Genomic DNA, 21,128 nt, shown 5'->3' with positions numbered 1-21,128 from the left:
CCATGAACAGGTTTTTTTGCTGTTGGCTCATAGTCGCAAGCAGCCTTTGGGTGAATACAAGTCTGGCCGCCTCGGTGATTTTTCTGAACCCCGGCTCGGCCACGGGCAACTATTGGGCGTCTTATTCGAAATTCATGCAGACGGCGGCCGAGAGGCTCGGCATGTCGCTGACGGTGTTGTATTCGGATCGCGATACCCGGACCCTTCTCGATCTTGCCCGGGACAGTCTGCAAGGTCCGACGCGGCCAGACTATCTGGTGTTTTCCAATGAGTTGAACGTGGCTCCTGAAATCCTGCGTCTGTCCCAGGGCAGCGGGGTCAAGCTGTTCCTGGTAAACAACACCCTGACCGCCAGCCAGACGGAAATCCTCGGCGACGTGCCATCCCGCTACCCTGACCTGATCGGCAGTCTGATCGGTAATGACGAGGAGGGCGGTTACCTGATCGCCAATCAGCTGATGAGCCTGCATCCACCCCTTGCCGTCGGCGAGAGCATCGAGATGCTGGCGTTCTCCGGCACCAACACCACGCCTGTATCCCTGCGCCGCGAACAGGGTATGTATCGTGCTTTGGCCGAACATCCGGAAGTCCATTTGCGCCAGATTGTTCTGGGCGGTTGGCGCCGTGATCGGGCTTTGGAACAGGCGCGGGTGCTGCTCAAGCGCTATCCGCAGGTGAAGCTGATCTGGGCCGCCAGCGACCAGATGGCCTACGGCGCCATGGACGCCGTGCGTGAGGTGGGCAAGCAGCCAGGCAAGGATGTGTTGTTCGCCACCATCAATGGCTCGCCAGAGGCCCTCAAGGCCCAGGCCGAGGGCACACTGAGTGTGCTGGCCGTGGGGCACATCGCTATTGGTGGCTGGGCCATGGTGCTGTTGCATGACTACGACCGTGCCAGCATCGCTGAACGGCATAATCCGGGCGCGCGGCAGGTGCGGGTGCTGAAGCTGTTGAGTGCAGGCGATGTTCCGGCGTTCGTGGCGTCCAACAAGCGCGCTGATCGCGGCATCGACGTGCGCCAGTACAGTATGGAGGGCAGCGAGGGGAGTGCGGATAAACCGTTTTCGCCGAAGCGCATCCAGCCTTAGCTATTGGCCAGATGAACCACCAGTTGCACCACGCCCAGCAGTATCGAGGCGAACAGAATGGTGAACAGCAACCCCATCATGACGAAATGCACCGGCTTGCCGTTGCTGAAGTCCCGTGCGCGGTTTTTGCTGCTTTGCACGCCGAAGGCCGCAGCAATGACGCTGTGCAGCATCTGCCAGAAGGTTGGCGGTTTGTTGGCTGGGGGGAGCTTGTCCATGAGGGGTGCTCGCTGGGGTTGGGGGCCTCAGCAAGCATAGGTGGTCCTGCGCAGGTGTGCCTGACAGGCTTTTGTGGGACCGGCTAAAGCCGGTCCCACATTGGATCTCCTGCAGGTTCTGCGTTTGCCCTTACTCGTCATACCCCAGATTCGGCGCCAGCCAGCGCTCGGTCACGCTGAGGTCCTGGCCTTTGCGCGCGGTGTAGCTTTCCACCTGATCCTTGTCGACCTTGCCCACGGCGAAATACTGCGCCTGTGGGTGGGCGAAATACCAGCCGCTGACCGCTGCCGCCGGGAACATCGCGTAGTGTTCGGTGAGGAACACGCCGCTGCGGCCGGGGGTGTGCTCGGGGGTGCCGGCAGGCATCGGGTCGAGCAGTTCGAACAGGGCACGCTTCTCGGTGTGATCCGGGCAGGCCGGGTAGCCGGGAGCAGGGCGGATGCCCAGGTATTGCTCCTTGATCAGCGCCTCGTTATCCAGGGTTTCATCCTTGGCGTAACCCCAGTATTCCTTGCGCACCTGCTGGTGCAGCCATTCGGCGCAGGCCTCGGCCAGGCGGTCGGCCAGGGCCTTGACCATGATCGAGTTGTAGTCGTCGCCTTTGTCCTGATAGGCCTTGGCGACTTCCTCGGCACCGATACCGGCGGTGGTGATGAAGCCACCGATATAGTCGGTGACGCCGCTGGCTTTGGGCGCAACGAAGTCGGCCAGGGAGAAGTTCGGCTTGCCGTCGGTCTTGATGATCTGTTGGCGCAGGTGATGCAGCCTGGCCATGGGCTTGCCATCTTCGCCGTAGACTTCCAGATCGTCGTCATCGACCTGGTTGGTCGGCCAGAAGCCGAACACGGCACGGGCGCTGATCAGCTTCTCGTCGATCAGTTTGCGCAGCAGTTGCTGAGCGTCGGCAAACAGGCTGGTGGCCGCTTCGCCGACCACTTCATCGGTGAGGATGCGCGGGTACTTGCCAGCCAGGTCCCAGGAGATGAAGAACGGCGTCCAGTCGATGTATTCGGCCAGAACATCGAGGTCGATATTGTCCAGCACGCGACTGCCAATGAAGGTCGGTTTGACGGGGGTATAGCTGGCCCAGTCGAACTGCGGCTTCTTCGCCACCGCCGCGCCATAGCTCAGGCGTTCGGTACGGGCGCTGCGGGCCGAGGTGCGTTCGCGCACGTCGATGTATTCCAGACGGGTCTTCTCGACGAAGGCCGGTTTCAGCTCCTTGGACAGCAACTGCGTGGCCACGCCCACGGCGCGGGAGGCGTCGGTGACGTAGATCACAGCGTCATTGCTGTACTTGGGTTCGATCTTCACCGCCGTGTGGGCCTTGGAGGTGGTCGCGCCGCCGATCATCAGCGGCAGGTGGTAGTCCTGGCGCTGCATTTCCCGGGCAACATGGACCATCTCGTCCAGAGACGGCGTGATCAGGCCGGACAGGCCGATGATGTCGCACTTCTGCTCTTTGGCCACCTGCAGGATTTTCTCTGCCGGGACCATCACGCCGAGGTCGACGATGTCATAGCCGTTGCAACCCAGCACCACGCCGACAATGTTCTTGCCGATGTCGTGCACGTCGCCCTTGACCGTGGCCATGAGGATCTTGCCCTTGGCTTGCGGCTTGTCGCCTTTTTCCAGCTCGATGAACGGGATCAGGTGGGCCACGGCCTGCTTCATCACGCGCGCGGACTTGACCACTTGCGGCAGGAACATTTTGCCCGAGCCGAACAGGTCGCCGACGATATTCATGCCCGACATCAGCGGGCCTTCGATGACCTCGATAGGGCGCTTGAACGACTGGCGTGACTCTTCGGTGTCTTCGACGATATGGGTGGTGATGCCCTTGACCAGCGCATGTTCCAGGCGCTTGTTGACTTCCCAGCCGCGCCATTCCTCGGTCTCGGCTTCCTTGACGCTGCCATCGCCCTTGTACTTGTCGGCAATCGCCAGCAGCGCATCGGTGCCTTCCGGCGTGCGGTTGAGCACTACGTCTTCGACGGCGTCGCGCAGTTCTTGCGGAATCTGGTCGTAGATTTCCAACTGCCCGGCGTTGACGATACCCATGGTCAGGCCGTTGCGGATCGCATACAGCAGGAACACCGAGTGAATCGCCTCGCGCACCGGGTTGTTGCCACGGAACGAGAACGACACGTTGGATACGCCGCCCGAGGTCAGGGCATACGGCAACTCGTCGCGGATGTAGGCGCAGGCATTGATGAAGTCCACGGCATAGTTGTTGTGCTCTTCGATACCGGTGGCGACGGCGAAGATGTTCGGGTCGAAGATGATGTCTTGCGGCGGGAAGCCGACTTCATTGACCAGAATGTCGTAGGAGCGTTTGCAGATTTCCTTTTTGCGCGCCTCGGTATCGGCCTGTCCGGCTTCGTCGAAGGCCATCACCACCACTGCCGCACCATAGCGCTTGCACAGTTTGGCGTGATGAATGAACTGCTCGACGCCTTCCTTCATGCTGATGGAGTTGACGATGCCCTTGCCCTGGATGCACTTGAGACCGGCTTCGATCACTTCCCATTTCGACGAGTCGATCATGATCGGCACGCGGGAGATGTCCGGCTCGCCAGCGATCAGGTTGAGGAAGGTGACCATGGCCTTCTTCGAGTCGAGCATGCCTTCGTCCATGTTGATGTCGATCACCTGGGCACCGGCTTCGACCTGCTGCAGGGCGACTTCCAGGGCTTCGGTGTAGTTCTCTTCACGGATCAGGCGGGCAAAACGGGCGGAACCGGTGATATTGGTGCGCTCGCCGACGTTGACGAACAACGACTGGCGATCAATGGTGAACGGCTCCAGGCCCGACAGGCGGCAGGCCGGGGCGATATCCGGGATTTCCCGTGGTGCATATTTGCCCACCGCTTCGGCGATGGCCTTGATATGGCCTGGGGTGGTGCCGCAGCAGCCGCCGACGATATTGAGGAAGCCGCTCTGGGCGAACTCTTCGACGACCTTGGCCATTTCTGCCGGGGATTCGTCGTACTCGCCGAACTCGTTGGGCAGACCGGCGTTGGGGTGGGCGGACACATGGGTGTCAGCCTTGGTCGACAGCTCTTGCAGGTACGGACGAAGGTCGCTGGCACCCAGAGCGCAGTTCAGACCCACGGAAATCGGCTTGGCGTGGCTGACCGAGTTCCAGAAAGCTTCGGTGGTCTGGCCCGACAGGGTACGGCCGGACGCATCGGTGATGGTCCCGGAAATCATGATCGGCAGCTCGACACCCAGTTCCTCGAACACGCCCTGCACGGCGAAGATCGCCGCCTTGGCGTTGAGGGTGTCGAAAATGGTTTCGATCAGGATCAGGTCGGCGCCGCCCTCGATCAGGCCCTTGGTGGCCTCGGTGTAGTTTTCCACCAGCTCATCGAAGGTAACGTTGCGATAACCGGGGTTGTTGACGTCCGGGGACAGCGAGCAGGTGCGGCTGGTCGGGCCGAGGACGCCGGCAACGAAGCGCGGGCGATCGGGAGTTTCCAGGGTCTTGGCATCGGCGACCCGGCGGGCCAGGCGCGCGCCTTCGACGTTCAGCTCATACACCAGTGCTTCCATGCCGTAGTCGGCCTGGGACACCTGGGTGGCGTTGAAGGTGTTGGTTTCGAGAATGTCGGCCCCGGCGTCCAGGTACGCCTTCTCGATGGCGCCGATCACGTCAGGGCGGGTCAGGACCAGCAGGTCGTTGTTGCCCTTGACGTCGCTCGGCCAGTCGGCGAAACGCTTGCCGCGGTAGTCCTCTTCCTCGAGGCGATAGCTCTGGATCATGGTGCCCATGCCACCATCGAGGATCAGGATCCTCTGCTTGAGAGCTTGCTGGAACGAGTGGAGGCGGGCGCTGCGGTCAGACATAGGGCTACCTGGACGGGTCGATACAGAAAGGTCGAAATGATAGCAAACCCGAAAGGATTTAGCGTTGTTCAGGGTTTTGCATGAATATCATTCATGTTGGGCCTTGGCCGCTCTCTGTAGAATCACGATTTTTGATCCTGGGACGCAGGTTATGCCGTTACGTTCGATGGTCAGCATTGTATTAATGCTGATCAGTGCAGCGGCCTGCGCCGAGGACCTGCTGCCGCAAATTTCTTATACCCGCGATATCCAGCCGATTCTTACCGAGAAGTGCGTGGCTTGCCATGCCTGCAACGATGCCGCCTGTCAGCTCAACCTGGGCAGTGGTGAAGGTGCGTTGCGCGGTGCTTCCAAAGTGCCGGTGTATCAAGGCGATCGTTCTACCGCCGTAGCACCGACGCGGATTTTCTACGATGCCAGTGGCCCCGACGCCTGGCGCCACAAAGGTTTCTACTCGGTCCTCGATGCCCAGGGCAGCCAGGCAGCGTTGATGTCGCGCATGCTCGAACTGGGTCACAGCGCGCCATTACAGGCCAATGCCAAGCTGCCGGAGGAGATTGCCCTGGGCCTGAACCGCGATAACAGCTGCCCGGCGCCCAACGAATTCGATACCTATGCGGCGGCGCATCCCAAGGAAGGCATGCCCATGGCCGTGACCGGCCTGACCGATGCCCAGTACCAGACCGTGCAACGCTGGCTGGCGGCTGGCGCGCCGGTGGATCAGCAGGCGATCCAGGCCAATGCCGTGGAAGCGGCGCAGATTACTGATTGGGAAGCCTTGCTCAACCGCCCCGGCTCCAGTGAAGCCCTGGTCGGGCGCTGGCTCTACGAGCATTTGTTCCTGGCCCATATCTATTTCACCAATGGCGATCAGGCGCATTTCTTCCAGTGGGTGCGTTCGCGTACGCCCAGCGGCCAGGCTATCGACCTGATCGCCACCCGCCGTCCCAACGACGACCCCGGCACCCAGGTCTATTACCGGCTGATGCCGGTGCAGGGCGTGATCGTGCACAAGACCCACATCACCTATCCGCTCAGCGCGCAGAAGCTCGACCGAGTCAAGCAGCTGTTCTACAGCGGCAGCTGGAGGGCGACGTCCTTGCCTGGTTACGGGCCGGAGCGTCGCGCCAATCCGTTCGATACCTTCGAAGCCATCCCGGCGGTGGCCCGCTACCAGTTCATGCTGGATAACGCCGAGTACTTCGTGCGCACCTTCATTCGTGGTCCGGTGTGTCGTGGGCAGATTGCCACGGACGTGATTCGCGACCAGTTCTGGGTGCTGTTTCAGGAACCGGCCCATGACCGCTACGTATTCGATGCCGCCTACCGCAGCAAGGCCACGCCCCTGCTGGCCATGCCGGGGCAGAACGATGACGTCGGCAGCGTCCTGGGCCTGTGGCGCGATTATCGGGACAAGCGCAATGAATACGAAGACCTGCGCCGCGACGCCTACGCGCAGATGCCGCCGCCGAGTTGGTCGACCCTGTGGGCGGGCAATGACAACGCGCTGCTGACAGTCTTCCGCCATTTCGACAGTGCCTCTGTGAACAAGGGCCTGATTGGCGATGTACCGCAGTCGCTATGGTTGTTCGACTATCCGCTGCTGGAGCGCACCTATTACCAGTTGGCGGTGAATTTTGACGTGTACGGGAACGTCTCCCATCAGGCGCAGACCCGTCTGTATTTCGACCTGATCCGCAACGGTGCCGAGGTCAACTTCCTGCGCCTGATGCCTGCCGACAAGCGCGACGAAATCCTTGCCGACTGGTATCAGGAAGGCGGCAAATTCAAGATGTGGCTGGATTACCAGAAGATCGACGACGACAAGCCCACCGGCATGCAGCTCGATCCTAAGGACCCCAAGCGCGATTTTGCCCTTGAGTTGGTACAGCGCGCCGGAACCCTGGATGCCGCGCCCGATCCGATCAATCGTTGTACTGGCGATTGCGCGCGGTCCGGTATCAGCGACAGCTTCAAGCAGGTCGAGCAGGTGCTCAGTCGTCTGGCTTCGCGTCCCGCCGCAGGTCTGAAGGTGATCGATTACCTGCCGGAAGCAACCATGCTGCGTATCGAAGACAGCAGCGGCAAGCGGGTGATGTACAGCATGCTGCGCAACCGGGCCCACAGTAACGTGGCGTTCCTGCTGGGCGAGTCGTCACGCTACCAGCCGGGCCTGGACACATTGACTATCTATCCGGGGGTGATCAGCAGCTACCCGAACTTCATGTTCAACGTCCCGGCTGGTGAGGTCCCGGCCTTTGTCGAGGCCATGCAGAAGGTACGGCATCAGCCGGAGTTCGACCGGATCGTCGAGCGCTGGGGTATACGCCGCAGCCATCCGCTGTTCTGGAACTACTTCCATGACCTGGACCGCTATATCCGCGAGACCGAGCCACGGGAGGCGGGCGTGCTGGATATGAACAGGTATGAAAATCTTTAGGCGTCGGAATGTGGGACCGGCTTTAGCCGGGAAGGCATTTTCTGATCAAGAACATGTAGCGGGTGCACCGGCCCTTTCCCGGCTGAAGCCGGTCCCACAGGTCATTGCTGATCATAAAGCGGGGGCTATCAGCATGAGGAATGGGAAGGCTGAGAATCATTCCTGACAAAAATACTAGGACTTTGTGTGGCGCAGACGTTTGGCGTAGACTTGTGCCAAGTCTGCGAGGAATTTTTATGACCGCTATTACTATCACCGACGCTGCCCACGACTACCTGGCTGATCTGCTGCAAAAGCAGAATACCCCCGGTATCGGCATCCGCGTATTCATCACCCAGCCTGGCACCCAGTACGCTGAAACCTGCATTGCCTACTGCAAGCCCGGCGAAGAAAAGTCTGACGACAAGGCCATTGGCCTGAAAAGCTTTACTGCCTGGATCGATGGTTTCAGCGAGGCTTTCCTCGATGACGCCGTCGTCGACTACGCCACCGACCGCATGGGCGGCCAGCTGACTATCAAGGCACCGAACGCCAAAGTACCGATGGTCAACGCCGACAGCCCGATCAACGAGCGCATCAATTACTACCTGCAAACCGAGATCAATCCGGGCCTGGCCAGTCATGGCGGTCAGGTCACGTTGATCGACGTGGTTGAAGAGGGCGAGGCCAACGTTGCCGTTCTGCAATTCGGCGGTGGCTGCCAGGGCTGCGGTCAGGCTGACGTGACCCTGCGTGAAGGCATCGAGCGCACCCTGCTCGAGCGCATCCCGGAGCTGACCGGCGTGCGCGACGTGACCGACCATACGCAGAAAGAAAACGCTTACTACTAAGGCGTTCTCAGCTCGTAAAAACACCCCGCTAGAGTTGTTCTTTAGCGGGGTGTTTTGTTTTTGCAAACCGACAAAAAAGCAGGTGGGCATCTGTGGGACCGGCTTTAGCCGGGAATACGCCTTCCCGGCTGAAGCCGGTCCCACAGGGGAAATGCATTGATTAGGCTCGTGTTATTTATGGCCTATAGAGATGCGCATGCCCCGCCCGATACAGCGATGACTCACTGAAACTGTCGTTGGCCAGCACCCGGCCGACGATGATCAGTGCCGTACGGCGAAAGCCTTTGGCCTGAACTTTGTCATGGATATCCGCCAGGGTGCCGCTCACCCAGTCTTGATCCGGCCAGCTGGCGCGATGGACCACCGCGATTGGGCAGTCGCTGCCGTAGTGCGGCGTCAGTTCGGCGACGATCTTGCCCAGATGCTGCACCCCCAAGTGAATCGCCATGGTTGCCTTGTGTTGCGCCAGGCTGGCCAGTTCTTCGCCTGCAGGCATTGCGGTCTTGTCGGCGTAGCGGGTCAGAATCACGCTTTGCGAGATATCCGGCAGGGTCAGTTCGCTGCCCAACAGCGCCGCGCAGGCAGCCGTGGCGGTGACACCGGGGATGATCTCGAATGGAATTTCCAGCTCGCGCAGATAGCGAATCTGCTCGCCAATGGCGCCATACAGGCTAGGGTCGCCGGAGTGCACGCGAGCGACATCCCGGCCCTGTGCATGAGCGGATTTCATCACCTCGATGATCTGTTCCAGATGCAATTCGGCGCTATTGACCACTTGAGTGGCCTGATGCCCCTCGAGCACGGCTGTCGGGACCAGTGATCCGGCGTAAATAATCACCGGGCAACTGCTGATCAGACGCTGGCCCTTGACCGTGATCAGTTCCGGATCGCCGGGGCCTGCGCCAATGAAAAAAACGGTCATGGGCTCTCCGGATGAGCAGTGCTGCCGGCCAGGGCAAAGGTGGCTTCGGCGTTGTTCTGGCGCTTGATCAGCAGCCCGGTATTGCCGCCGCCCAGTTGTACCGCCAGGGCCAGGGCCGCGCTTTCGGCCACGCCCCAGCAGCCGGTACTGTCGAAAGACGCCTGGGAGCGATGGCTGAGCTGGCGCTCGAACGCCGACAGGTGCAGGGCATTGAACAAGACCAGGGGTTTTTCCAGGCGCTCGGCCAGTTCCAGCAGGCCGGGCTCGGCGCGTTTGTGCTCGATGGAGGTCAGGGCGTCGATGGCCGACAGGTCCGTGCCGAAGGCCTCAAGCTGTTGTTCGATCAGTTCCAGCAGTGTGTCGGTGGAGCAGCCGCTTTTGCAGCCGAGGCCAATCACCAGGGTGGGTGCGGGTGGATTCACGATAGCGTCCTCGATCGTCAGGCAGGCCGGGAGGAGACCATGCTGCGCCTTGTATCGTCAATTTCGAGGTGACAGGCGCCAGACATTGACCTGCCGCCGACCACTGCGTAGCCTTGCCGGTTCGAGGTTCCCTGACATGGCCTGCAAACGGCGGTCAGGGCTAAGAAGGGAACGCGGTGCTACTCCGCGGCTGCCCCCGCAACTGTAAACGGTCATATTCATCGCATAGCCACTGCGCAAGCGGGAAGGCGCGCTGAATGCCCGTCGCAACGCAAGCGACGCGCCGCCGTAAGCCAGGAGACCTGCCTCGCGAAATTCTCACTACAACCGGGCGGGGTGATCCGGTGGCGAATCGAACCACGCGCGCAGGCCGTCGGTTCTCGTCCTGCTTGCCCGCCGCTTTGCCAAAGGGCATCCGATGAAAACACTGGCCAAACTCCCCGTCACCATCGTCACCGGCTTCCTTGGCTCGGGCAAGACCACCCTGTTGCGGCACATGCTCGATAATGCCGAAGGGCGTCGCATTGCCGTGATCGTCAATGAATTCGGCGAGCTGGGCATCGACGGCGAAATCCTCAAGCAATGCAGCATCGGTTGCACCGAAGAAGAAGCCAATGGCCGCGTCTACGAGCTGGCCAACGGCTGCCTGTGCTGCACCGTGCAGGAAGAGTTCTTCCCGGTGATGCGCGAGCTGGTAGCCCGTCGCGGCGACCTGGACCATATCCTCATCGAAACCTCGGGCCTGGCCCTGCCCAAGCCCCTGGTGCAAGCCTTCCAGTGGCCGGAAATTCGCAACGCCTGCACCGTCGACGCGGTGATTACCGTGGTCGACAGCCCGGCTGTGCTGGCCGGCACCTTTGCCGCCTTCCCGGATCAGGTCGATGCCCAGCGCAAGCTTGATCCGAACCTGGATCACGAATCGCCACTGCACGAGCTGTTCGCCGACCAACTGGCCAGCGCCGACCTGGTGATTCTCAACAAGGCCGACATGATCGACGCCGAAGGCCTGGCTGCGGTGCGTGCCGAGGTCTCGCAAGAGCTGCCGCCAGCAGTCAAGGTTATCGAAGCCAGCAGCGGGCGCCTGCCGCTCAACGTTTTGCTGGGCCTGGAAGCCGAATCCGAAGTGCATATCGACGGGCGCAAGACTCACCACGATCATCACGAAGGCGACGACCATGACGATCACGACCATGACGCCTTCGATTCGATCTCGATCAAGCTGCCCGAGGCCAACGAAGCGCAGCTGCTGGCGGCCCTGAACCAACTGGTGGTGCAGCACGGCATTCTGCGGGTCAAGGGCTTCGCAGCCATTCCCGGCAAGCCGATGCGCCTGCTGATCCAGGGCGTGGGTACCCGTTTCGACAAGCATTTCGACCGTGCCTGGGCTGCTGACGAAGAGCGCGCGACCCATCTGGTGCTGATCGGCCAGGAACTGGATGCCGTGGTCCTCGAAGCCGCCTTGCGCGCTGCCATCGCAGGCTGACCCATGCACCTGCTGAGAACCCAGCCCGGCGGCTTTGTCCCCGATGACAGCATTGCCGACCTGGGCCAGACCCCGGCCGAGCTGGTGATTCTCTGCAGCGGCGATTCCCATCTGGCGCTGCTGGCGGAAACCGCGCAGCAGCTGCCCGACGACTACCCGAGCCTGCGCCTGGCCAACCCGATGCAGGTGCAGAATCACGCATCCGTCGACCTGTATGTTGATGAGGTGCTGCGCCACGCCAAGGTGATCCTGATTTCCCTGCACGGCGGCGTCGGCTACTGGCGTTACGGCGTCGAGCGTCTGGTGGAGCTGGCGGGGCGCGGTGTGCAGGTGATCATGGTGCCTGGCGACGACCGTCCGGACCCGGAACTCAGCGACCTGAGCACCGTACCCGCCGCCGATTCCGAACGCCTCTGGCACTTCCTGCGCCAGGGCGGTCGACACAATGCCTTGCAGCTGTATCAATTCATGGCCAGTCGCTGGTTGGGCCGTGATTATCCCTGGTCCGAACCGGTCAGCCTGCCGCGCACGGCGATCTACCATCCGCGTCTCGGCAGTGCCGAGTTGGCGGACTGGCAGCGTGACTGGCAGGCCGATCAGCCGGTGGTGGGCCTGTTGTTCTACCGCTCCCACCTGCAGGCGGCCAACACGGCGTTTATCGACGTGTTCTGCCAGCGCTTGCAGGCCCAGGGCCTCAATCCGCTGCCCATGGCCGTGGCCAGTCTCAAGGAACCGGGCTGCCTGAGCGTGGTGGAGGATTTGCTGGATCAGGTCGACGCCGAATTGATCCTCAATACCACTGGTTTCGCCCAGTCCAGCCCCGAGGCGCCGCATCTGCGGCCGTTCCGCCGCAATATCCCGGTGATCCAGGCCATCTGCGCCCAGGACAACGAAACAGCGTGGGCGGCCAGTGAGCAGGGCCTGGGTCCACGGGACTTGGCCATGCACATTGCCCTGCCGGAACTGGACGGGCGCATCATCAGCCGACCGATCAGCTTCAAGGACCTGGCCTGGCGCAGTGAGCGCAGCCAGAGCGACGTGGTCTGCTACCGCGCGCAACCGGAGCGCATGGATTTTGTCGCCGAACTGGCGCGGCGCTGGATTCTGCTCGGGCGCCTGAACAATGCGGACAAGCGCGTTGCCCTCATTTTGGCCAATTACCCGACCCGGGATGGCCGTATCGGTAACGGTGTTGGCCTGGACACCCCGGCCGCAGCGCTGAATATCCTGCGGGCCTTGCAGGCCGGAGGTTATCCCCTGGCAACGGAGTTGCCCGCGTCGGGCACCGAGCTGATCCAGCAACTGCTGGGCGGAGTCAGCAACGATCTGGACAATCTCGATCAGCGGCCCTGCCATCAGAGCATGGCCCTGGATGAATACCTGACCCGGTTCAACGCGCTGCCCGAGGCCAACCGCCTTGCCGTGACCGAGCGCTGGGGCGGTCCCGAGGCCGATCCGATGTTTCGCAGTGGGCGCATGATGATTGCCGGGCTGCGCTTTGGCCTGACTTTCGTCGGCATTCAACCGGCCCGGGGTTATCAGGTCGATGCCAGCGCGGTCTATCACGACCCGGACCTGGTGCCGCCCCACGGTTACCTGGCGTTCTACTTCTGGCTGCGCAAGGCCTATGGCGCCCACGCGCTGATTCACGTCGGCAAACACGGCAATCTGGAGTGGTTGCCGGGCAAGGGCGTCGGCCTGTCTGAGCAGTGCTGGCCGGACGCGATTCTCGGTGCGATGCCCAATATCTATCCCTTCATCGTCAACGATCCAGGGGAGGGTGCCCAGGCCAAGCGCCGCACCCAGGCGGTCATTATCGATCACCTGATGCCGCCCCTGACTCGCGCCGAGACCTACGGCCCGCTGCGCGATCTGGAGCTGCTGGCCGACGAGTACTACGACGCGCAACTGCTCGACCCGCGTCGCGCCCAGGAGCTGCAACGGGACATCCTCAAACTGGTGCGCGACAGCCATCTGGACCGCGAACTGGCATTGGACGACAACCTCGACGATCAGGCTGATGCGGCGATCTGGCTGCCGCGCCTGGACACTTACCTGTGCGACCTCAAGGAATCGCAGATTCGTGACGGCCTGCATGTGTTCGGCGAGTCGCCCGGCGGCCGTCTGCGCATCGATACCTTGCTGGCCTTGCTACGCATTCCCCGTGGCGATGGCCGTGGCGCCCAGTCGAGTTTGCTGCGGGCATTGGCCAAGGCCTTCGAGCTGGGCTTCGATCCTCTGGATTGCGAGCTGGCCGAAGCCTGGACAGGCCCGCGTCCGCAAGCGCTGCTGGCTGTCACGGATCAGGTCTGGCGCAGCGCCGGAGATACCCGCGAACGTCTGGAGCTGTTTGCCAGTGCCCTGATCGAGCGGGTGCTGTTGCAGCACGACTTGAACGATTTGCCGGCGCATGACGACCTGCGCCTGATTTTGCAGAGCCTGCGTGAACAAGTGGCACCGCGTCTGGACGCCTGCGGTCCGGCGGAGATGCAGAGCCTGCTGGATGCCCTGAGCGGCCGTTTCGTCCCGGCCGGGCCCAGCGGTGCGCCGAGTCGCGGGCGTCTGGATGTGCTGCCCACCGGGCGCAATTTCTTCTCCGTGGACGTGCGCAACTTGCCCACCACCACGGCCTGGCGCATCGGTTTCCAGTCGGCCAACCTGCTGCTGGAGCGGCATCTGCAGGATCATGGCGATTACCTGCGCCAGCTCGGCCTGTCGGTCTGGGGCACGGCGACCATGCGCACCGGCGGCGATGACATTGCCCAGGCCATGGCCCTGATGGGCGTGCGGCCGGTATGGGCCACGGGCAGCCAGCGGGTCGATGATTTCGAAATTCTGCCGCTGAGCCTGCTGGATCGGCCGCGTGTGGACGTGACATTGCGGGTCTCGGGTTTCTTCCGCGATGCCTTCGCCAACCTGATCCGCCTGTTCGACGCGGCGGTGCAGGCGGTGGCGGCCCTGGATGAACCGGATGACATGAACCCCCTGGCCGCCAGGGTGCGCGAAGAACGTTGTAGCCTGCAAGCCGACGGGCTCAGCGCCGATGACGCGGTGCGACAGGCCGGTTGGCGCATCTTTGGGGCCAAGCCGGGCGCCTATGGCGCGGGCGTGCAGAACGCTATCGACGGGCGCCTGTGGCAGAGCCGCGAGGATCTGGCCGAGGTTTATTTGAACTGGGGCGCCTATGCCTATGGCGCCGCCGATGACGGTACACCGGCCCGCGAGGGCTTTGCCCGACGCCTGTCCCAGGTCCAGGCGGTGCTGCAGAATCAGGACAACCGCGAGCATGACCTGCTCGATTCCAACGATTACTACCAGTTCCAGGGCGGCATGCTGGCGGCGGTGGAGAGTCTGAGCGGGCACAAAGTCGCCAGTTATCACGGTGACAACAGCCAGCCGGACCTGCCGAAAGTACGTACTCTCAAGGAAGAGCTGAACCGCGTCATACGTTCGCGGGCAGCCAATCCCAAGTGGATCGAAGGGGTCAAGCGCCATGGCTACAAGGGTGCGTTCGAGATGGCAGCGACGGTGGATTTCCTGTTTGCCTTCGACGCCACCACCGAGCTGATCGATGATCACCAATACGCGCTGCTGGCCGATGCTTACTTGCTGGATGATTCGACCCGAGAGTTCATTCGCCAGCATAACCCCGACGCCCTGCGCGACATGACCGAACGCATGCTCGAAGCCCAGCAGCGCGGGCTCTGGCAGGAGCCGGGGGATTATCGGGAAGCGCTGGAAAACCTGCTGCTGGATATAGAAGAGAACTGATGACAAGCATTGCCGACATCCCGCATTTTCCGTTGGCCGCCGTGGTCGGTGCCGATGAGCTGAAACTGGCGCTGTGCCTGACCGCCATCGACCCGAAGATCGGCGGTGTGCTGATCGAAGGGCCACGGGGCATGGCCAAGTCGACCCTGGCCCGGGGCCTGGCCGATCTGCTGGCCAGCGGGCAGTTCGTCACCTTGCCCCTGGGCGCCACCGAGGAGCGACTGGTCGGTACTCTCGATCTGGACGCGGCCCTGGGCGAGGGGCGGGCGCAGTTCTCGCCGGGCGTACTGGCCAAGGCCGATGGCGGCGTGCTGTATGTGGATGAGGTCAATCTGCTGGCCGATCATCTGGTCGATCTGCTCCTTGATGTGGCCGCCAGCGGCGTCAATCTGGTGGAGCGCGACGGCATCTCCCACCATCACTCGGCGCGCTTCGTGCTGATCGGCACCATGAACCCGGAAGAGGGCGAGTTGCGCCCGCAGTTGCTCGACCGTTTCGGTCTTAACGTCGCCCTCAGCGGGCAGACTCTGCCGGCCGAACGGAGCCAGATCATCCGCCGCCGCCTGGATTTCGACAGCGACCCGCAAGGCTTCTGCGCACAGTGGCAGCCGCAGCAGGAGCAACTGCAACAACGCTGCCAGCAGGCCCGTGTGTTGCTGGCGCAGATTGAGCTGGACGACAGCGCCTTGCAGGCCATCAGTGAGCGTTGCTTTACGGCCGGGGTCGATGGTTTGCGTGCTGATTTGGTCTGGCTGCGGGCGGCCCGGGCTCACGCTGCCTGGCGTGGCGCATGGGCCATCGACGAGCAGGATATCGAGGCCGTGGCCGAGTTTGCCCTGCGTCATCGGCGGCGCAACAGTCAGTCCAATGAGCAAAGCGCCCAGGCTCCGACGCCGCCGAATAATCAGTCGGCAGCCGACAAGCCCGACAATGCCCAGGGCCAGTGGGGCGAATTGACCGCCCAGGCCGTCGCTACCGGCCAGCGCCGTGAAGTGCCGAGCTGGCCAAAAAAGCCCTAGGCATCCGTCCTCAAGCAAGTTCGACGGCGGATGCCCAGCCCCGACCTGGTGCGTTGAGCGGCGGTAGCCGTGGCGCCATGGCTGCGGGCGAGCAGGGCGCCATCGCTTGGGTGCCGACCTTGCTGCGCGGGCGTCCGCGTCATCGTCATGAGTTGATTCGTCAGCCCCGCAGCCGTCGTGCACAGGAAATCTGGCTGTTGGTGGTGGATGCCTCGGCCTCGACCCGGCGCTCCCAGGCGTTAAGCAAAGCCAAGGGACTGCTGGCACAGATGTTCGATGAGGGTTATCGCCAGCGCGCACGGCTGGCCCTGCTCACCGCCAGTGGCAGCCAGGCCCGCTGGCAGTATCAAGGGCACAAGGCTTCCCGGGCGCTGCAACCCTGGCTCGACAGCCTCGGCGCGGTCGGCGGCACTCCGCTGCCGGAGGCCCTGCAACAGGCGGCCGACTGGTTGCAGCGGCGTGCGCGGCGCTATCCGGATGAAGTACAGCGGGTCTGGGTGCTGACGGATGGGCGTATCAAGGAAACTGCCGGGCTACCGCAGTTTGCCTGCCCGTGCTGCCTGATCGATATTGAACAGGGCCCGATTCGTCTGGGCCGGGCACAGCAACTGGCGGCGCAGTTAAATGCGCGGTATCAGGCGATAGATGATTTAAAGATTATCTGACTGAGAAACCAGAACATATACAGGGCTGTGGGACCGGCTTTAGCCGGGAAGGCGCCTTTGCTGGCTGAAGAGATGCTGTGAATGCACCCGCCTCTTCCCGGCTGAAGCCGGTCCCACAATGTTGCTCCTGCGAGATGCCGCAGACTCAGGCCGGCATGGTCCAAGGCTTCAGGTCGTAGCCTTCGTTGCTGATTTCAGCACGGGCTTCTTCCAGCCAGTTGGCCAGTTGCGCCTTGTCGGAGTAAGCGCTGCTCGGGATCTGTTTGCGGCCGATACGGGCGCTCATGCGGTCGACGACGGTCAGGTTGAGTACACCGTTACCGTCCTGGGGAGCCCAGGCAACGCATTGAAAAGGTTTGAAAGCGTTGCCTGCAATCAAAAGTACGTCGTTAAAGCGCAGTGGGGCGTTCATGGTCAATTCCTCAAGTGCCCGTATCAATTCAGGTCCGCCGTCGGTGGGCCTACCGCTCGGCCGGTTACTTGTGTTGATGACGGCAACCGGCACATGAGTCACACACAAAGCCGAAATTTTTCCGATTTTTTACAAAGCCGCGTCTTTCAACCCTTCCAGGTCAATCGCCGCCGAGATTTCAGAGCGCTGGCTAATAAGCGCGGCGCCACTAATTACTTTTCGATCTTGGCCATATAGTCAATCGGTACAAGGGTGTGTCAAAAACTTGCTAATGTAAATTTCGGAATCGCCAAGACACTGTTTTAAAAAGATTTATAACTCATGTCCGGTCAATTTGGCGCCAAGGAACCTATATGCATGATGCGGCTACATCGCGACGCCTGTTGATCGTCGATCCTTGCGACGATTGTCACCAGTTAATTCCCGTCCTGAAACTGGCCGGTTGGGCGGTTGACAGCTGTACCCTCGAAGACGCCCTGCGGCGCAGCTGCGACATCGGACTGATTCGCCTGATGCCTCAGCATTTCGAGCATCCCGACCTGGTCAAGGAGCTGATTACTCGCAGCAATACCGAATGGATTGCCGTGCTGACCCCGGATGACCTGCGTCGGGAGAAGATCGGTGACTTTGTTTGTGAGTGGTTTTTCGATTTCCATACCTTGCCATTCGACGTCGCCAGAGTGCAGGTCACGCTGGGGCGCGCCTATGGCATGGCACGCCTGCGCAGCCAGGGCGGTGTGCCGGCCAGTGCGCAGGAGCATGAAATGCTCGGTGACAGTCGCCCCATCCGCGAATTGCGACGATTGCTGAGCAAGCTGGCGCCCACCGAATCGCCTGTACTGATTCGCGGTGAAAGCGGCACCGGTAAGGAGTTGGTCGCGCGCACACTGCACAGCCAGTCCCATCGACGCAACAAACCCTTTGTGGCGGTCAATTGTGCGGCAATCCCTGAGCATCTGATTCACTCCGAATTGTTCGGTTACGAGGCGGGGGCGTTCAGTGGCGCCAAGGAAAGGCGGATCGGACGTATCGAGGCGGCCGATGGCGGCACCTTGTTCCTCGATGAAATCGGCGATCTGCCGTTGGACATACAGGCCAATCTGCTGCGTTTTCTGCAGGACAAGCAGATCGAGCGCATGGGCGGGCGCGAAGCGATACCTATTGATGTACGAATCATCGCCGCGACCCATGTGGACCTGGAGGCCGCCATTCGCAAGAAGCGCTTTCGCGAAGACCTGTATTACCGCCTGAACGTATTGCAGGTGGGGACGGCACCGCTGCGCGAGCGCCATGGTGACCTGGCCTTGCTGGCCAATCACTTTGCTCATTTCTACAGTCAGGAAACCGGGCGCAGGGCGCGCAACTTCAGTCAGGACGCGCTGATCGCCATGGGCAAGCATGACTGGCCGGGCAATGTTCGAGAACTGGCCAATCGGGTGCGGCGTGGCCTGGTATTGGCCGATGGACGGCAGATCGAGGCGGCGGACCTGGGGTTGCTGGGCGACGACGATATCGTCAGCAGCATGGGCACTCTGGACGAGTACAAGTCCCGCGCCGAGCGTCAGGCTTTATGCGATGTCCTGACCCGGCACAGTGACAATCTCAGCGTCGCCGCCAAGGTATTGGGTATTTCACGTCCGACGTTCTACCGCCTGCTGCACAAGCATCAAATTCGCTGATCCTGTTCCAGCAGTTGCTCTACTGCGGCAAAAGCCTGTTCACGGCGCGTATCCCAGTCGCCAGTAATAACCTGAAACGCCTGCTGATGACGTTCCAGCCAGTGCTGACTGTCAGCGAAGAATTTCTGCCGTTGGCCGAGTTGTGGTTGGCAGCGCTGACCATCACTGACCCAGTCGACACCTTCCGGCGCAAGCAGCAGGTGCAGATCATAGCGACGGCTCAACAGTTGCCCTTCCAGCCAGTCCGGGCAAGCACCGAACAACGCCTGGCTCCACAACATATTGCTCAACAGATGGGTGTCGAGAACCACCAATCGAGCGGCGGTAGCGCGGGCGGCATCTTCCCGGGCGAGCTGACCCCGGGCGATGGTATCGATATCGGCGTAGCAGGTGTCGCGGCGATGCAAATCGATGAACTCACGAACGTATTCGCCCACTACGAGGGCGCCGTACTGACGCTGTATCTCGGCGCTGAGCCAGCTTTTGCCGCTGGATTCAGGCCCGGTCAGGACCAGCACTTTCATGCCGTAGGCACCAACGCCCGGCGCCACTCACGCCAGCCGAGCACGGCCAGCAGGGTGAACAGGCCATAGAGCGCAGCCGTCGGGTATAGCGCCTTGTACAGAAACAAACCGACGAAAATCACATCGAGCAGGATCCACAGCGGCCAGCATTGCAGGCGTTTCTGCGCCATCCACACCTGAGCCACCAGGCTGAAACCGGTCAGGGCGGCATCCAGCCAGGGTTGTGCGGCGTCGGTGAAGTGCGCCATGGCGGCGCCCAGCAGCAGGCTGACGACTGCGCCTGCCGCCAACCCCGGCAGCATGGCTTGCACGGTCAGGACGCTGACCGCACGGGCCGGGGCCTGCTGGCGGCGGCTCCACAGTACCCAGCCATAGACTTGCAGGACCGCATAGATGACCTGCAGCAGCATGTCCGAGTAAAGCTTCACGTCGAAGAAGAACCAGCTGTACAGCAGCACCATGATCAGCCCGATCGGCCAGCACCAGAGGTTCTGCTTCACAGTGAGCCAGACGGCGATTACGCCGAGGGCGGATGCCAATAGTTCAAGGCCTGACAACGGCGACTCCTCGAAGGGCGAAAAAAATGGAGGGCGATTGTAAGCATTTGCGCCTGTGGGGTAGCCGAAAATATTTTGCAGCACTGCTCATTGTTGCGCGATGAGCGTTGTCACATGTTGTCTGCTAGCATCGCGCCGCTTTTCCCCGTCAGCCTTGACCGGCATTGAGCATGGCGGGGCGCCATACCTTGTTGGCCCTGTTTGCAGCCGTTTTTGTATACATATTAAGGATGCCTGCCACGCGCACGGCTTCCACTTGGGGGAATGATGGATCTTTGGACCGCCGCTCAGGCGTTGATACTCGGTGTGGTGGAAGGGTTGACAGAGTTCCTGCCGATTTCCAGCACCGGCCACCAGATCATTATTGCGGACTTGATCGGTTTTGGTGGCGAAAGGGCGATGGCGTTCAACATCATCATCCAGCTGGGGGCCATCCTGGCGGTGGTCTGGGAGTTCCGCCGAAAGATCCTCGATGTGATCATTGGCCTGCCCAAGCAGCGCCAGGCGCAACGTTTCACCGCCAATCTGCTGATCGCCTTCATGCCGGCGGTGGTGCTTGGGGTATTGCTCTCCGACCTGATTCACCATTACCTGTTCAACCCGATTACCGTGGCCACGGCGCTGGTGGTGGGTGGCGTGATCATGCTCTGGGCCGAACGCCGCGAGCATATGGTGACAGCGGAAACGGTCGATGACATGACCTGGAAGGAAGCCCTGAAAGTCGGCTGCGCGCAATGCCTGGCGATGATTCCGGGCACCTCGCGCTCCGGCTCGACCATCATCGGCGGTCTGTTGTTCGGCCTGTCGCGCAAGGCGGCTACCGAGTTTTCGTTCTTCCTGGCCATGCCGACCATGGTCGGCGCCGCCGTGCTGTCGGGCTACAAGTACTGGCATCTGTTCAAGCCCGATGACTTCGGGGTGATTGCCATTGGCTTCGTTACTTCATTCATCTTCGCGATGATTGCCGTGCGCGGACTGCTCAAGTTCATTGCCAGCCATAGTTATGCGGTGTTTGCCTGGTATCGGATTGCCTTTGGCCTGCTGATTCTGGCGACCTGGCAGTTTGGCTGGATTGATTGGTCGTCGGCGCAACCTTGAGCTTCGTCACGCCATAAATATTGGCCTGTTGGAGCGAGGCTTGCCCGCGAATTGAGCGCCGCGACAATTCAGACGTACCGCGTCGAGGCCTTCGCGGGCGAGCCTCGCTCCAACGAGGTAACAGCTCGGTGGAGCGAGATTTCCTGCCAG

The 21,128-nt window shown here is 61.7% G+C and carries 16 protein-coding genes and 1 riboswitch; of the genes, 9 read left to right on the top strand and 7 right to left on the bottom strand.

The annotated features are described in order from the left end of the window. The first annotated feature begins 2 nt into the window (after positions 1 to 2). Positions 3 to 1,088 (top strand): ABC transporter substrate-binding protein, encoded by a 1,086-nt coding sequence (locus AC1Z24_RS18510; protein WP_483742102.1) that lies wholly within the window; start codon positions 3 to 5, stop codon positions 1,086 to 1,088. On the opposite strand, the gene AC1Z24_RS18505 is transcribed toward AC1Z24_RS18510, so the two are convergent. Both AC1Z24_RS18505 and metH read right to left on the bottom strand, forming a co-directional pair. Then, a complete protein-coding gene (locus AC1Z24_RS18505; RefSeq protein ID WP_259103202.1) occupies positions 1,085 to 1,306 on the bottom strand; it encodes a DUF2970 domain-containing protein in 222 nt (73 codons plus the stop codon). The two genes, AC1Z24_RS18510 and AC1Z24_RS18505, sit on opposite strands and share 4 nt — an antisense overlap. A gap of 130 nt (positions 1,307 to 1,436) precedes the next feature. Beyond that, the gene (gene metH / locus AC1Z24_RS18500; protein ID WP_483742101.1) at positions 1,437 to 5,156 is read right to left on the bottom strand and encodes a methionine synthase; all 3,720 of its coding nucleotides are present in this window, start codon (positions 5,154 to 5,156) and stop codon (positions 1,437 to 1,439) included. 151 nt (positions 5,157 to 5,307) lie between these two features. Here metH and AC1Z24_RS18495 point away from each other — a divergent pair, with 151 nt between their 5' ends. Then, positions 5,308 to 7,596 carry a fatty acid cis/trans isomerase gene (locus AC1Z24_RS18495; RefSeq protein WP_483742100.1) on the top strand — a complete coding sequence of 763 codons (2,289 nt, stop codon included), beginning with the start codon at positions 5,308 to 5,310 and terminating at the stop codon, positions 7,594 to 7,596. Between the two features lie 236 nt (positions 7,597 to 7,832). Beyond that, positions 7,833 to 8,426, top strand: coding sequence for a Fe-S biogenesis protein NfuA (gene nfuA / locus AC1Z24_RS18490; RefSeq protein WP_259103197.1), 594 nt, complete (start codon positions 7,833 to 7,835; stop codon positions 8,424 to 8,426). A 175-nt stretch (positions 8,427 to 8,601) separates the two neighbouring features. Here nfuA and cobM read toward each other — a convergent pair whose 3' ends face one another. Continuing rightward, a complete protein-coding gene (gene cobM / locus AC1Z24_RS18485; protein WP_483742099.1) occupies positions 8,602 to 9,348 on the bottom strand; it encodes a precorrin-4 C(11)-methyltransferase in 747 nt (248 codons plus the stop codon). Beyond that, a complete protein-coding gene (locus AC1Z24_RS18480) occupies positions 9,345 to 9,770 on the bottom strand; it encodes a cobalamin biosynthesis protein (RefSeq protein WP_483742098.1) in 426 nt (141 codons plus the stop codon). Before AC1Z24_RS18480 ends, cobM begins: the two co-directional genes overlap by 4 nt. A 107-nt stretch (positions 9,771 to 9,877) precedes the next feature. Further along, positions 9,878 to 10,094: riboswitch (cobalamin riboswitch) on the top strand. A 94-nt stretch (positions 10,095 to 10,188) separates the two neighbouring features. On the opposite strand from AC1Z24_RS18480, the gene cobW reads away from it, so the two are divergent. Genes cobW through AC1Z24_RS18460 form a run of 4 tightly spaced genes read left to right on the top strand, consistent with a single transcriptional unit; the run spans position 10,189 to position 16,708 of the window. Continuing rightward, on the top strand, positions 10,189 to 11,253 hold the full coding sequence (gene cobW, locus AC1Z24_RS18475; RefSeq protein ID WP_483742097.1) for a cobalamin biosynthesis protein CobW: 1,065 nt from the start codon (positions 10,189 to 10,191) through the stop codon (positions 11,251 to 11,253). Between the two features lie 3 nt (positions 11,254 to 11,256). Continuing rightward, positions 11,257 to 15,024: a cobaltochelatase subunit CobN gene (cobN, locus tag AC1Z24_RS18470; protein WP_483742096.1), complete on the top strand. Its 3,768-nt coding sequence runs from the start codon at positions 11,257 to 11,259 to the stop codon at positions 15,022 to 15,024. Continuing rightward, on the top strand, positions 15,024 to 16,043 hold the full coding sequence (locus tag AC1Z24_RS18465) for a magnesium chelatase ATPase subunit I (protein WP_483742095.1): 1,020 nt from the start codon (positions 15,024 to 15,026) through the stop codon (positions 16,041 to 16,043). The genes cobN and AC1Z24_RS18465 overlap by 1 nt, the downstream gene beginning before the upstream one ends. 53 nt (positions 16,044 to 16,096) lie before the next feature. Further along, positions 16,097 to 16,708 (top strand): vWA domain-containing protein, encoded by a 612-nt coding sequence (locus AC1Z24_RS18460; protein WP_483742094.1) that lies wholly within the window; start codon positions 16,097 to 16,099, stop codon positions 16,706 to 16,708. Positions 16,709 to 16,853: 145 nt separating this feature from the next. Here AC1Z24_RS18460 and AC1Z24_RS18455 read toward each other — a convergent pair whose 3' ends face one another. Beyond that, on the bottom strand, positions 16,854 to 17,120 hold the full coding sequence (locus AC1Z24_RS18455; RefSeq protein WP_259103191.1) for a hypothetical protein: 267 nt from the start codon (positions 17,118 to 17,120) through the stop codon (positions 16,854 to 16,856). A gap of 353 nt (positions 17,121 to 17,473) precedes the next feature. Here AC1Z24_RS18455 and AC1Z24_RS18450 point away from each other — a divergent pair, with 353 nt between their 5' ends. Continuing rightward, positions 17,474 to 18,799: a sigma-54 dependent transcriptional regulator gene (locus AC1Z24_RS18450; RefSeq protein ID WP_483742093.1), complete on the top strand. Its 1,326-nt coding sequence runs from the start codon at positions 17,474 to 17,476 to the stop codon at positions 18,797 to 18,799. Here the strand turns inward: AC1Z24_RS18450 and AC1Z24_RS18445 are convergent. Then, complete coding sequence (locus AC1Z24_RS18445; RefSeq protein ID WP_483742092.1) at positions 18,787 to 19,323, bottom strand: AAA family ATPase; 537 nt, start codon at positions 19,321 to 19,323, stop codon at positions 18,787 to 18,789. The genes AC1Z24_RS18450 and AC1Z24_RS18445 overlap by 13 nt on opposite strands. Continuing rightward, on the bottom strand, positions 19,320 to 19,880 hold the full coding sequence (gene pnuC / locus AC1Z24_RS18440; protein ID WP_483742091.1) for a nicotinamide riboside transporter PnuC: 561 nt from the start codon (positions 19,878 to 19,880) through the stop codon (positions 19,320 to 19,322). The genes AC1Z24_RS18445 and pnuC overlap by 4 nt, the downstream gene beginning before the upstream one ends. A gap of 267 nt (positions 19,881 to 20,147) precedes the next feature. Here pnuC and AC1Z24_RS18435 point away from each other — a divergent pair, with 267 nt between their 5' ends. Beyond that, complete coding sequence (locus tag AC1Z24_RS18435) at positions 20,148 to 20,978, top strand: undecaprenyl-diphosphate phosphatase (RefSeq protein ID WP_483742090.1); 831 nt, start codon at positions 20,148 to 20,150, stop codon at positions 20,976 to 20,978. Positions 20,979 to 21,128 lie beyond the last annotated feature (150 nt).

The sequence above is a fragment of the Pseudomonas sp. JL23 genome, assembly GCF_056933585.1.
The sequence above is the reverse complement of the archived record's forward strand: the minus strand, read 5'-3'. Positions and strand labels throughout refer to the sequence as shown.

Bases quoted from the DNA above. Each gene is read 5' to 3' on its own strand.
- AC1Z24_RS18510 (WP_483742102.1), top strand. From the start codon at position 3: ATGAACAGGTTTTTTTGCTGTTGGCTCATAGTCGCAAGCAGCCTTTGG.
- AC1Z24_RS18505 (WP_259103202.1), bottom strand. From the start codon at position 1,306: ATGGACAAGCTCCCCCCAGCCAACAAACCGCCAACCTTCTGGCAGATG.
- metH (WP_483742101.1), bottom strand. From the start codon at position 5,156: ATGTCTGACCGCAGCGCCCGCCTCCACTCGTTCCAGCAAGCTCTCAAG.
- AC1Z24_RS18495 (WP_483742100.1), top strand. From the start codon at position 5,308: ATGCCGTTACGTTCGATGGTCAGCATTGTATTAATGCTGATCAGTGCA.
- nfuA (WP_259103197.1), top strand. From the start codon at position 7,833: ATGACCGCTATTACTATCACCGACGCTGCCCACGACTACCTGGCTGAT.
- cobM (WP_483742099.1), bottom strand. From the start codon at position 9,348: ATGACCGTTTTTTTCATTGGCGCAGGCCCCGGCGATCCGGAACTGATC.
- cobW (WP_483742097.1), top strand. From the start codon at position 10,189: ATGAAAACACTGGCCAAACTCCCCGTCACCATCGTCACCGGCTTCCTT.
- cobN (WP_483742096.1), top strand. From the start codon at position 11,257: ATGCACCTGCTGAGAACCCAGCCCGGCGGCTTTGTCCCCGATGACAGC.
- AC1Z24_RS18465 (WP_483742095.1), top strand. From the start codon at position 15,024: ATGACAAGCATTGCCGACATCCCGCATTTTCCGTTGGCCGCCGTGGTC.
- AC1Z24_RS18455 (WP_259103191.1), bottom strand. From the start codon at position 17,120: ATGAACGCCCCACTGCGCTTTAACGACGTACTTTTGATTGCAGGCAAC.
- AC1Z24_RS18450 (WP_483742093.1), top strand. From the start codon at position 17,474: ATGCATGATGCGGCTACATCGCGACGCCTGTTGATCGTCGATCCTTGC.
- AC1Z24_RS18445 (WP_483742092.1), bottom strand. From the start codon at position 19,323: ATGAAAGTGCTGGTCCTGACCGGGCCTGAATCCAGCGGCAAAAGCTGG.
- AC1Z24_RS18435 (WP_483742090.1), top strand. From the start codon at position 20,148: ATGGATCTTTGGACCGCCGCTCAGGCGTTGATACTCGGTGTGGTGGAA.